Origin of the sequence: Rhodococcus sp. Leaf278 (assembly GCF_001426085.1) — a bacterium.
GTDB lineage: Bacteria > Actinomycetota > Actinomycetes > Mycobacteriales > Mycobacteriaceae > Rhodococcoides.
Genome location: NZ_LMRR01000001.1, coordinates 489,767 through 502,859, shown reverse-complemented (window position 1 = coordinate 502,859; position 13,093 = coordinate 489,767). Strand labels below are relative to the sequence as shown.

General features: G+C 64.5%; 7 protein-coding genes. 5 read left to right on the top strand and 2 right to left on the bottom strand.

Annotation, left to right across the window (positions count from 1 at the left end):
• The first annotated feature begins 189 nt into the window (after positions 1–189).
• Both ASG84_RS02470 and ASG84_RS02465 read left to right on the top strand, forming a co-directional pair.
• Positions 190–3,918, top strand: coding sequence for an ABC transporter ATP-binding protein (locus ASG84_RS02470; protein ID WP_235581509.1), 3,729 nt, complete (start codon positions 190–192; stop codon positions 3,916–3,918).
• Between the two features lie 110 nt (positions 3,919–4,028).
• On the top strand, positions 4,029–7,850 hold the full coding sequence (locus ASG84_RS02465) for a multifunctional oxoglutarate decarboxylase/oxoglutarate dehydrogenase thiamine pyrophosphate-binding subunit/dihydrolipoyllysine-residue succinyltransferase subunit (protein WP_082520733.1): 3,822 nt from the start codon (positions 4,029–4,031) through the stop codon (positions 7,848–7,850).
• A 266-nt stretch (positions 7,851–8,116) separates the two neighbouring features.
• Here ASG84_RS02465 and ASG84_RS02460 read toward each other — a convergent pair whose 3' ends face one another.
• Complete coding sequence (locus ASG84_RS02460) at positions 8,117–8,761, bottom strand: TetR/AcrR family transcriptional regulator (RefSeq protein ID WP_057475409.1); 645 nt, start codon at positions 8,759–8,761, stop codon at positions 8,117–8,119.
• A 69-nt stretch (positions 8,762–8,830) separates the two neighbouring features.
• Between ASG84_RS02460 and ASG84_RS02455 the strand changes: the two genes are divergently transcribed.
• The 3 genes from ASG84_RS02455 to ASG84_RS02445 are packed head-to-tail and all read left to right on the top strand — an operon-like array spanning position 8,831 to position 12,196.
• A complete protein-coding gene (locus ASG84_RS02455) occupies positions 8,831–10,399 on the top strand; it encodes a flavin-containing monooxygenase (protein ID WP_057475408.1) in 1,569 nt (522 codons plus the stop codon).
• On the top strand, positions 10,396–11,229 hold the full coding sequence (locus tag ASG84_RS02450) for an SDR family NAD(P)-dependent oxidoreductase (RefSeq protein ID WP_057475407.1): 834 nt from the start codon (positions 10,396–10,398) through the stop codon (positions 11,227–11,229). Before ASG84_RS02455 ends, ASG84_RS02450 begins: the two co-directional genes overlap by 4 nt.
• Before the next feature lie 13 nt (positions 11,230–11,242).
• Positions 11,243–12,196 carry an alpha/beta hydrolase gene (locus ASG84_RS02445; RefSeq protein WP_057475406.1) on the top strand — a complete coding sequence of 318 codons (954 nt, stop codon included), beginning with the start codon at positions 11,243–11,245 and terminating at the stop codon, positions 12,194–12,196.
• Here ASG84_RS02445 and ASG84_RS02440 read toward each other — a convergent pair.
• On the bottom strand, positions 12,152–13,030 hold the full coding sequence (locus ASG84_RS02440) for a glycine betaine ABC transporter substrate-binding protein (protein WP_057475405.1): 879 nt from the start codon (positions 13,028–13,030) through the stop codon (positions 12,152–12,154). The two genes, ASG84_RS02445 and ASG84_RS02440, sit on opposite strands and share 45 nt — an antisense overlap.
• Between the last annotated feature and the right edge of the window lie 63 nt (positions 13,031–13,093).

Here is a 13,093-nt window from a genome sequence, read left to right as displayed (position 1 = left end):
ACCCGGGTCTACTTTGGTCTATCGATGGCACACAGTAATTCGGTGACGAACCGCGGCGCGGCAGTGGATCGCGATGCGGCGAACAACGGCACCTTCGTCGAGTCCGTTCCGCCGACTGGTGATGTCTCGCCCGACAGCGCGGCGTCGCGCACCCCGCGCGGCTGGATCCGACGTCTGACAGCGCAATGCATGCTGCACCGTCGGACGGCGCTGGGCGCGCTGGGTGTCACGATGATCGCCGCGGTCATCGACATCTCGTTCCCGCTGCTCACCAGAGTGGCGATCGACGACGCGACCGCAGGCAAGAGCGACGTGATTCTCACGGTCGCCGTCGCCATCGGTCTGCTGGGTCTGGTGCGATTCGCCTGCCAGTTCGGTAGACGCATGCTCGCCGGCAGGCTCTCGATCGACGTTCAGCACGACTTACGTCTGGATCTACTCGCGTCGTTGCAGCGGCTCGACGGCCGCAAACAGGACGAGATCCGGACCGGCCAGGTCGTGTCGCGATCGATCACCGACCTACAACTCGTCCAGGGCCTCTTGGCCATGGTGCCGCTCTCGGCCGGAGCGATACTGCAGTTCGTCCTCGCGCTGGTGGTGATGGCGTATCTCTCGCCGTTGCTCACCGTCGTCGCGGTCCTCATCGTTCCCGCGGTCAGCATCGTCGTGTACCGAATACGGCCGACGCTCTTCGCCGCCACCTGGTCGGCTCAACAACGTGCCGCCGATCTTGCGCAACACGTCGAAGAGACCGTCACCGGCGTTCGAGTGGTCAAGGGCTTCGGCCAGGAAGCCCGCGCCGTCGATCGCATCGAAGCCCTCGGCCGCACGCTGTTCGCCGAGCGCATGAGGTCGGCGAAGATCAACTCGCGGTTCGCGCCGACGATGGCCACCATTCCGCAGCTCGGTCTCGTCGGCGTCATCGCTCTCGGCGGATACCTCGCGCTGCAGGGCCACATCACCATCGGCACGTTCCTGGCCTTCGCGACCTACGTCGCCACGCTGTCCGCCGTCACCAGGACCGTCTCGTCCGTGGTGATCATGGCGCAACTCTCCCGCGCGGCCGTCGAACGCGTCTACGAGGTGGTCGACACCGAACCGTCCGACCCGGAACCTGCACAGCCTCTTCCCTTGCCCGACGGACCTCTCGGGGTTCACATTCGCGAGGTGACGTTCGGTTTCGAATCCGAGAGGGACGTGCTCGCCGATCTGAGCCTGACCATCTCCCCCGGGGAAACCGTTGCCGTGGTCGGACATGCGGGCTCCGGGAAAACCGCGCTCGCACTGCTGCTCCCCCGCTTCTACCGACCCTCCGCGGGACAGATCGCGCTGACGTCGGACGGTACTGCGATCGATATCGACGACCTGGACTCCGCGTCACTGCGCGAGGCGGTGTCACTGGTGTTCGACGAACCGTTCCTGTTCTCCGACACCATCGCCGCCAATATCGCCCTCGGCAGGCCTGACGCCACTTCGGAGGACATCGAGCGCGCGGCGCGCCTGGCGCAGGCCTCCACCTTCATCGAGGCATTGCCCGAGGGATACGACAGCCTCGTCGGCGAACGCGGACTGACCCTCTCCGGAGGTCAACGCCAGCGCATCGCCCTGGCACGCGCCCTGCTCGTCGAACCGCGCATTCTGATTCTCGACGACGCCACATCCGCCGTCGACGCCGAAACCGAAGCCGCGATATTCGACGCGTTGCGTGGCATCCGGACGCGCGCGACCCTCGTTCTCGCGCATCGCCGTTCGACCCTGACACTGGCCGACCGTGTCGCCGTGCTCGACAACGGCCGCATCATCGACACCGGGACGGTCGACGAACTGGACCGGCGCTGCCCGTTGTTCCGGACTCTTCTGGCCGGTGGCGACGACGAACCGGACACCGAGCCGGCCCAGCACCCGATCGAGGAGCCCTCTACCGAGACGCTGTGGCCCGAGACCGCGCCGGAGTCGTCGGCCGGGACCGGCAACGTGGCAGCGCCCGGTGGCGGCGGGGGGCACGGAACTGCAATGGCGGGGGCGTTCGGCTCACTGGCACCGACACCCGCCATTGCCGCGGCCGTCGCGGCCCTGCCGCCGGCCACCGAGGACCCGGACGCGTCGGGATCCGATCTCCGCCGACCCGACCCCGGATTCCGATTGTCCAGATTGCTCGGCCCGGTCCGAATGTTGCTCGCCGCCGTCGTCGTGCTGCTCGCACTCGACTCGTTGGCCTCCATCGCCTTTCCCTCGCTCGTTCGCTACGCGGTCGACAGCGGAGTGGCGCGCGGAGACTCGAACACGCTGTGGATCGCCACGTCGATCGGCGTTCTGCTGGCAGCGGCGAGTTGGTTCGTCGTCTGTTGGACGACGGTCATCACCGCGCGTGCAGGTGAGCGAGTGCTCTTCGGTCTTCGTGTGCGTAGCTACGCACACATTCAGCGGCTCGGCCTGGACTACTACGAGCGTGAGCTCTCGGGCCGCATCATGACTCGGATGACCACCGACGTCGATGCACTGTCGTCGTTCATTCAGACCGGAGCATCGACCGCTGTGGTGAGCGTGTTGACCGTCGTCGGTATCGCGGCCGCCCTGCTCGTCACCGACCTCACACTCGGCCTGGTGGCGTTGGCGGTCGTACCGCCCCTCGCCGTGGCCACCATCCTCTTCCGCAGGATCTCGTCGGCGGCGTACTCGACGTCCCGCGAGCGCATCTCGATCGTCAACGCCGATTTCCAGGAAAACGTCACGGGCCTGCGCGCTGCACAGGCCTACCGGCGCGAGGAGTACGCCGCATCCCGGTTCGCCGAACGCTCGGACAGGTACCGGACCAGCCGCATGCGCTCGCAGACGGCGATCTCGGTGTTCTTCCCGCTCATCACGTTGCTGTCCGACATCGCCCTCGCCGTCGTCGTGTTCGTCGGTGCTCATCAGATCGCGACCGGCACCACTACCGCGGGCACCCTCGTGGCGTTCGTCCTGTATCTCGGACTGCTCTTCGGACCGATTCAGCAGCTCTCACAGGTGTTCGACGGTTACCAGCAGGCCCGCGTCGGCGTCGGACGCATCGGCGATCTGCTGCGCACCCCGAGTTCGATCGAAACCGCCACGACCGCGAATACGACCGCACTTCCCGGCGGTCGCCTCCGCGCCGACATCGCCCTCGTCGACGTCGGGTTTCGCTATGCCGGAGCTCACTCGAATGCACTGAGTGAGGTATCTCTCACCATCCCGGCCGGCACCACCGTCGCATTGGTCGGGCGAACCGGCGCGGGCAAATCCACCGTGGTGAAACTGCTGGCCCGCTTCTACGATCCGACCTCAGGATCGGTGCGCGTCGGGGGCAACGACCTGCGCGACTATCGACTCTCCGATTATCGACAACGACTGGGCGTCGTACCGCAGGAAGCGCACCTGTTCACCGGAACCGTGGCATCGAACATCGCCTACGGCAGACCCGACGCCAGCCGCGCCGACATCGAGAACGCGGCTCGCTCGGTGGGTGCCCTGACCACCATCGCTGCACTTCGCGGCGGTATGAACCAACCCGTCGGAGAGCGCGGTCAGGGGCTTTCCGCAGGCCAACGACAACTGATCGCGCTGGCACGGGCCGAACTGGTCGACCCCGATCTGCTTCTCCTCGACGAGGCGACCGCCACGCTCGATCCGGCCACCGAACGCACCGTCCTCGCAGCCAGCGATGCGGTCGTTCGCACCCGCACCGCAGTGGTGGTCGCGCACCGTTTGGCGACCGCAGCACGGGCAGATCTGATCGTCGTGGTGGACGGCGGACGTATCGTGGAGACCGGACGCCATTCGGAACTTCGCGACCGGGGCGGTTTCTACGCTCGGTTGTGGACTGCGGCGGAAACGAACCGGGGGAATAATTCGATAGTCCAAGGAGCCATCGGCAACGAGGCCGATGGTTACCGGTGAGTACATATCACAGCTACGTCCCGGGCGCACGTGAGCTGGACCAAAGGTCTAGCCTGGAGTCGTACGCGCGCTGAACGGGAACGAAGACAGAAACGAGGCGAACTACTGCCGTGAGCAGCAGCTCTACTACCCAATTCGGACAAAATCAATGGCTGGTCGACGAGATGTACCAGCGATTCAAGCAAGACCCTGCTTCCGTCGACGCAAGCTGGCACGAGTTCCTCAGCGGTTACGACCCCGAGGCCGTGACCGACGAGACCGCCGGCAGCTCCAACGGTGCGTCCGGTAACGGCAACGGCGCAGCCTCGAACGGTAGTTCGGCAAAGTCCGCTCCCCCCGCAGCACCCGCGCCTCCTGCCAAGCCTGCCGCCTCGGCTCCGCAGAAGGACACCGCTCCCAAAGCCGACGCTCAGAAGGCCGCAGCTCCCAAGGCTGCCCCGAAAGCCGCCGCTCCCAAGGCCGAGCCTGCGAAGCCGGCCGCCGCGGCAAAGCCGGCCGAGAAGAAGTCCGCTCCCGCAAAATCGGCCCCGGCAGCAGCCGAATTCGGTGAAGAGTCGAGCAAGATCCTGCGCGGCGCAGCAGCAGCGGTAGCGAAGAACATGTCGGCCTCGTTGCAGATTCCGACCGCAACCAGTGTGCGTGCGATTCCGGCGAAGTTGATGGTGGACAACCGTCTCGTCATCAACAATCACCTCGCCCGCACGCGCGGCGGCAAGATCTCGTTCACTCACCTGCTCGGCTACGCCATCGTGCAAGCCGTCAAGGCGTTCCCGAACATGAACCGCCACTTCGCCGAGGTCGACGGCAAGCCGAACGCCGTCACTCCGGCTGCAATCAATCTCGGCCTCGCGATCGACCTGCCCGGCAAGGACGGCAACCGCTCGCTCGTCGTCGCCGCCATCAAGAACACGCAGGACTTCACGTTCACGCAGTTCTACAACGCGTACGAGGACATCGTCCGGCGCGCCCGCGACGGCAAGCTCACCGGTGAGGACTTCCAGGGCGTCACCATCTCGCTGACCAACCCCGGCGGAATCGGAACCGTGCACTCGGTGCCGCGTCTGATGAACGGCCAGGGTGCCATCATCGGTGCCGGAGCAATGGAGTACCCGGCAGAGTTCCAGGGTGCCAGCGACGAGCGTCTCGCCGAGTTCGGCGTCGGCAAGCTCATGACGCTCACCTCTACGTACGACCACCGCATCATTCAAGGTGCGGAGTCGGGTGACTTCCTCAAGACGATCCACAACCTGCTGATCAGCGACGAGTTCTACGACGAGCTGTTCCATTCGCTCAAGATTCCGTACGAGCCCATCCGCTGGCGCAAGGATCTGCCCGAGGGCACGGTCGACAAGAACACCCGCGTGCTCGAGCTCATCGCGGCGTACCGCAACCGCGGTCACCTGATGGCGGACACCGACCCGTTGCAGTTCACCAAGGACAAGTTCCGGATGCATCCGGACCTCGACGTGATCAGCCACGACCTGACGCTGTGGGACCTCGACCGCGAGTTCAAGGTCGGCGGATTCCACGGCCGGGACAAGATGAAGCTGCGCGACGTCCTCAGCGTGCTGCGCGACTCGTACTGCCGCCACGTCGGCGTCGAGTACACCCACATCCTCGAGACCGAGCAGGTTTCGTGGCTGCAGGAGCGTGTCGAGGCAAAACACGTCAAACCGACTGTGGCGCAACAGAAGTACATCCTGAGCAAGCTCAACGCGGCCGAGGCGTTCGAGACGTTCCTGCAGACCAAGTACGTCGGGCAGAAGCGCTTCTCGCTCGAAGGCGCGGAAGCGGTCATTCCGATGATGGACTCCGTCATCGATCAGAGTGCCGAGTACGCCCTCGACGAGGTCGTCATCGGCATGCCTCACCGTGGCCGCCTCAATGTGCTCGCCAACATCGTCGGCAAGCCGTACTCGAAGATCTTCACCGAGTTCGAGGGCAACATGAACCCGGCTGCCGCACACGGCTCCGGCGACGTGAAGTACCACCTCGGTGCCGAGGGCACGTACATCCAGATGTTCGGGGACAACGACATCAAGGTCTCGCTCACCGCGAACCCGTCGCACCTCGAAGCCGTCGACCCTGTTCTCGAAGGCCTCGTCCGCGCCAAGCAGGACCTGCTGGACAAGGGCACCGGCCAGGGTGGCTACTCCGTCCTGCCGCTGATGCTCCACGGAGATGCCGCATTCGCCGGCCAGGGCGTCGTCGCCGAGACACTGAACCTGTCCGATCTGCGGGGCTACCGCACCGGCGGAACAGTGCACATCGTCGTCAACAACCAGGTCGGCTTCACCACGTCACCGGAGTTCTCGCGTTCGTCCGAGTACTGCACCGATGTGGCCAAGATGATCGCTGCGCCGATCTTCCACGTCAACGGCGACGACCCCGAGGCCTGTGCCTGGGTTGCTCAGCTGGCCGTGGACTTCCGTCAGAAGTTCCACAAGGACGTCGTCATCGACATGATCTGCTACCGCCGTCGCGGTCACAACGAGGGCGACGACCCCTCGATGACCCAGCCGGCGATGTACGACGTGATCGACACCAAGCGCAGCGTCCGCAAGAGCTACACCGAATCGCTCATCGGCCGTGGAGACATCTCGCTCAAGGAAGCCGAGGATGCACTTCGCGACTACCAGGGCCAGCTCGAACGCGTCTTCAACGAAGTGCGCGAACTCGAGAAGTACACCCCGGAACCCAGCGAATCGGTCGAGCTCGACCAGCAGTTGCCGGCCAAGCTCACCACGGCCGTCGACAAAGCTGTTCTGCACCGCATCGGCGATGCGCACCTCGACGTTCCCGACGGATTCAACGTGCACCCGCGCGTGAAGCCGGTGCTCGAGAAGCGTCGTGAAATGGCGCACGAGGGCAAGGTCGACTGGGCCTTCGGCGAACTGCTGGCACTCGGATCGCTGGTGGACGAGGGACGCAATATCCGCTTCTCCGGCCAGGACACCCGCCGTGGCACGTTCACCCAGCGACACTCGGTGATCATCGACCGCAAGACCGGTGCCGAATACACGCCGCTGCAGAACATCGGCAGCGACAACCCCGGCAAATTCATGGTCTACGACTCTGCATTGAGCGAGTTCGCAGCCGTCGGCTTCGAGTACGGCTACTCCGTGGGCAACCCGGACGCACTGGTGATGTGGGAAGCGCAGTTCGGCGACTTCGTCAACGGCGCTCAGTCCATCATCGACGAGTTCATCTCGTCCGGTGAAGCCAAGTGGGGTCAGCTCTCCGACGTCGTGCTGCTGCTGCCGCACGGCCACGAGGGCCAGGGTCCCGACCACACGTCCGGACGCATCGAACGCTTCCTGACGCTGTGCGCCGAGGGCTCGATGACCGTCGCACTCCCCTCGACCCCCGCGAACTACTTCCACCTGCTGCGCAGGCACGCGCGCGACGGCATTCGTCGCCCGCTCATCGTCTTCACCCCGAAATCGATGCTGCGCAACAAGGCAGCAGTGAGCAACATCGAGGACTTCACCGACGGCAAGTTCCACTCGGTGTTCGACGAGCCCACCTACGACACCGGCACCGGCGACCGCAGCGCGGTCAAGCGAGTGCTGATGGTCAGCGGCAAGCTCTACTACGAGCTCCTCGCTCGCAAGCAGAAGGACAACCGCGAAGACGTCGCGATCGTCCGCGTCGAGCAGCTGTACCCCGTGCCGGTCCGTCGGATCCGGGAAGCACTCGAGAGCTACCCGAACGCAACGGAATTCCGTTGGGTTCAGGAAGAGCCTGCGAACCAGGGTGCGTGGCCGTTCTTCGGTCTCGCACTGCCCGAGCTCATGCCCGAGAAGCTGGTCGGCATCAAGCGCATCTCCCGTCGCGCGATGTCCGCACCGTCGTCGGGCTCGAGCAAGGTGCACGCCGTCGAGCAACTCGAAATCATCGACGAGGCCTTCAACGCAGTCGGCGAAGGCTAGACACGTTCGGTAACAGCAGCGGCCCACTTCTTCGGAAGTGGGCCGCTGTTGTCGTTCCTGGGCCCCGGGTTTGGGATCAATGTGAGATTCAGTCGGTCAGACTGCAACAAAGGCGCATTCATCCGGCTGGGGCCACGGCGGCAGACTGGATGAATGCGAGATTCAGTCAGTCAGACTGCAAGAAAGGGACATTGATCCAAACCGGGGACGGTCCAAACCGGGGATGGTCCAACGGGGGGCATGCAGCAGGGGCGTGCGGGACGCGATCAGGCGTCCGTGTCGCCACCCAGGATTGCGGAGATCATGCTCGGCGCCAGGGCGACGGCAGGCAGAGCGTTGACATTGAGGTCGATGAGTTCGTCACGACTGATGTGGGGATCCCGCAGCCAGGTGATGGTTGCTTCCTCCACGAAAGCGATCCAGCCACGGACGGCGAGGTCGATGGTGGGGGTCACCTCCATGTCGAGGTTGGCGAGTTGGACGAGGGTGCGCTCGGCCATGGTGGTGCGGGTCTGCTCGAACACCTCGCGCATCAGAGGGTCTCCGCTCGCGGTGCCCCGGAGCAGGGAGATGAAGGTGTCGCGCTTCTCGGTGACGTAGTCGACGTAGTTGGCGATGGAGTCGCGGAGAATCTCGAAGGGTTCGAGGCCGGGGTCAGGTGCGGTGCGTTCGATCATCGATCGGGAGGCCTCGCGAACGATTTCGAGGTGAAACTCCTGCTTCGACGAAAAATAGTGGAACAGTAGGCCTCGCGAAACTCCTGCTTGGTCTGCGATGTCCTCGACGGAGATCTGTTCGAGTGGCCGGTCGGCGAGCATCTCGGTGCCGAGCTCGATCAGCTGAGCTCGGCGTTGCTCGGGACTGAGTCTGGTCCTCTTCGTCGTCGCGCCAGGGCTGTTCACGATCGCCATGCAACCACCCTACTGAATATTAGTCAATAACTATTGACTCACACTCAATAAGCTTCTACGCTCCCCTACATGAGTCTTCCCGTAACAGACACTTCGGACCGTGCAACGACGCCGCGTCACGTCGATACGCTGATCATCGGCAGCGGATTCGCCGGCCTCGGTGCCGCAATCAAGCTGACGAAGGCAGGCAAGAAGGACTTCGTCGTCATCGAACGCGGCCACGACGTCGGCGGCACCTGGCGCGACAACACCTACCCCGGTGCCGCCTGCGACGTGCCGTCGCACCTGTACTCGTACTCGTTCGCGCTGAATCCGGACTGGACCCGGTCGTTCTCCACGCAGCCCGAGATCCAGAAGTACATCGCCGGGGTGGCGCGCAAGTACGGCGTCATGGACAAGCACGTGTTCGGCACGGACGTGACCTCGGCTCGCTGGAACGCCGAGTCCAACCGCTGGGACATCGAGACCACCTCGGGCAACTACACCGCGAAGATCGTCGTCTCGGCCGTCGGTGCACTGTGCGAGCCGAACCTGCCCGACATCAAGGGCATTCACGACTTCGAGGGTGACGTCTTCCACTCGGCGCAGTGGAATCACGACGTGTCGCTCGCAGGCAAGCGCGTCGCCGTCATCGGCACCGGCGCGTCGGCAATCCAGATCGTGCCCGCCATCGCGGGCCAGGTGGAGCACCTCGACGTGTATCAGCGCACGGCACCGTGGATCCTTCCCCGCGCCGATCGCCCGTACACCAAGCTCGAGCGCTTCGCCTTCAAGCACGTGCCCGGCTTCCAGCGCCTCTCTCGCGCCGGCATCTACGCGATGCGTGAGACTCAGGTCGTCGGACTGGCCAAGGCGCAGGCGTTCATGAAGCCCCTGCAGTGGGCGGCGGAGAATCACCTGCGTACCCAGATCAAGGACAAGGCGCTGCGCGCGAAGGTGACGCCGAACTTCCGTATCGGCTGCAAGCGCATGCTGATCTCGAACGCGTACTACCCCGCTCTTGCCCAAAGCAACGTCGATCTCGTCACCGACGGCATCGCGGAGGTCCGCAAAGGATCCATCGTGACCAAGGACGGCACCGAGCGGCCGATCGACGCACTCGTCGTCGCCACCGGCTTCCACGTCACCGATTCGCCTGCCTACAAAGGCATCGTCGGCAAGGACGGTCGCACACTGGCCGACACCTTCGAAGACGGTGGCCAGCAGGGCTACAAGGGCGCGGCCGTCGCGAACTTCCCCAACATGTTCTTCCTGGTGGGCCCCAACACGGGCCTCGGGCACACCTCGATGGTCTTCATGATCGAATCGCAGATCAACTACCTGGTCGACGCGTTGAACACCATCGACAAGCACGACATCGGCGTGATCGAGGTGCGCAAGGACGTGCAGGACGAGTACAACGTGACCCTGCAGGACCAGCTGTCCAAGAGTGTGTGGATGAACGGCGGCTGCGCAAGCTGGTACCTCGACAAGCACGGCAACAACACGACACTGTGGCCGGGCTTCACTTTCGAGTTCCGCAGAATCACCAAGCAGTTCGATCTCGATGCGTACCGTAGCGTCGCCAACGCAGACATCACTTCCGGAACCTCGGCGAAGACCGCGGGCAACAACACAGACAAGGTGGCCGCTCGATGAGCACATTCACTGGCAAGGTAGCCGTCGTCACCGGCGCGGGTTCGGGCATCGGCCGGGCACTGGCTCTCGAGCTGGCCGGGCGAGGAGCGAAGTTGGCACTGTCCGACGTCGACACCGCCGGACTCGACGAGACGGTCCGACGCGTCGAAGCATTGGGTGCCGAGGTCAAGTCGGATTTCTTGGATGTCTCCCAGCGCGAGACCGTGCTGGACTACGCCGAGGCCGTCGTTGCGCATTTCGGCAAGGTCAATCAGATCTACAACAACGCCGGTATTGCGTACCACGGCGACGTCGACAAGTCCTCGTTCAAGGACATCGAGCGCATCGTCGACGTCGATTTCTGGGGAGTTGTCAACGGCACCAAGGCTTTCCTACCGCACATCCAGGCCTCCGGCGACGGCCACATCATCAACATTTCCAGCCTCTTCGGCCTGCTGGCCATCCCTTCACAGTCGGCGTACAACGCGGCGAAGTTCGCCGTTCGCGGGTTCAGCGAATCCCTGCGCATCGAGATGCTGATCTCCAAGGCTCCGGTGAAGGTGACCGTGGTGCACCCCGGTGGCATCAAGACCGCAATCGCCCGCAACGCGACCGTCGCGGAGAACTACGACCAGGCCGATTTCGCCAAGTTCTTCGATACCAAGCTCGCCAAGGCCACCCCGATCGATGCGGCCAAAACGATCCTCAAGGGCGTGGAGAAGGGCAAGGGCCGAGTACTCATCGGCTCCGACGCCATTGCCCTGGATCTGCTGCAGCGCATCACCGGTTCGCGCTACCAGGGCCTGATCGCCGCAGTGTCCAAGCGCGCGCTGCCGCGAACGAAGAAGTAGGCGAGCACCGACCATGAAATCTTTCTACGTTCCCCTGCCCATCGTTGCGGCAGCGCTGAAGCCGTTCTACCGAGCCGCCCTCAACCCACGGTTGTCGTTTCGGATGCAGCGCCGCTTGCTCGAGGCCGCGGCTCCGGCGCAGACGCTTCCGCACGGAACCGTCGCGCAGAAGATGACGCTCGCGGGCCGCAAAGCCGAGCGGGTCACCGTCGGTGCGACCGAACGCGACACCGCGATTCTGTATCTGCACGGCGGCGCATACACGATCGGATCGATCAACACGCACCGCTCCTTGGCCGCGCACCTGGCCCGGGAATCGGCGAGTGCCGTCTACGTGCTCGATTATCGGTTGGCCCCGGAAAACCCGTACCCGGCCGCCCTCGACGATGCCGTGGCCGCGTTCCGTGAGCTGGTCCGATCACACGGTTTCACCGCCGATCGCATCGCCATCGCGGGCGATTCGGCCGGCGGCGGTCTGACGGTGGCTACCGCCCGTCGTCTGGTGGACGACGGAATGAGCCCGGCCGCCCTCGGGTTGATCTCGCCGTGGGTCGATCCCGGTTCTCGGGACGCTCCCAAGGACCGCGATCTGGTGGTCAACACCGGCTGGTCCTACAGCTCGGCCGACGCCTACCTGGGTGCGGGCGATCCGCTGGATCAGGGCTTCGCGCCGCTCTTGGGAAACCTGGACGGCCTGCCGCCGATCGTCATGCACGTCGGCACCGACGAGGTCCTGTACGCACAGATCACCGCGTTCGCGGACAAGCTGCGCCTGTCCGGAGCAGAACTCGAACACGTCGAGTACAAGAAGCTCTGGCACGTTGCTCATCTGCAGGCGTCGATTCTGCGGGAGGCAGCTCAGGCCGTCCAGCACATGGGCGCGTATCTGGGCCGCAAGGTCAGGGCCTCGACGAACGACGGCTCACAGGTTGTGCTCACCGAGCCAGCGGCCAGCGACATCGCCTGACGAAGCACCACTGCGGACCTCGCCGATCATGTCGGCGAGGTCCGCTGTCGTCAGCTCCCCCGCCACCACCGAGAACGACCTCGAGGCACTCTCGCCGATCACTCCGTTGCGGTAGAGCGGAACGACGTTCTGCGCCGGATAGACGTGATCGTCGTCGGGCAGGGTTGTCAGATCCTTGGCCAGCGGGCCGAACGATGCGGTACGAATCGCCAGCACGTCGACCTCCCCGGCACTCACCCCGTCGAAGGCGGCCTGCGCATCGGCGTACGGGGTCACATCGGTGAACGACGCCCCCGTGAACGTGGGACTCCTCATACCCTGCGCAAAGACGTCCATCGGATCGACCTGGCCGTCGACGATACCCACCGTTCTTTCCTCACGACCCAGGAAATCCGTCACCGTCTCCTCGCCCGATTCGCCACCCGACGCCACGGCAATGGCGATTCGATCCTCGGCCGTCGCGTAGTCCCCCACCGACAGTCCGGCGGGCAGCGAGCGGTTCAAATCCGTATAGACGTCCTCGGCCTCGGTTGCCGCGGCAAGAGTGTCGTAGGTGCGCAACAGCTCTCCGGTCAGGTCGGGAACCATCGTCACCTCACCGCGGTCCAGCGCTCCGAGATAGTCGGCACGGTCGCCCAGGTTTTCCTTCACCTCGACGTCCGCTCCCGTCGACCGCAAGCCACCGGCATAGATCTGCGCGAGCAACCGGGACATGTCCGAACTGCCGGATCCGACGACGACAGGACCGGTAGCAGGCTCGGTCACGGCACTGCAGCCGCCGAGGAGTCCGGCGATCGACACCACCACAGCCGTGGCCAGAACCGACGAGCGCACTGTATTTTCTCCTGTTCATTGCCCGTGTGGTTTACCGATCCCGACCGCGGGGCACTAGTGCGA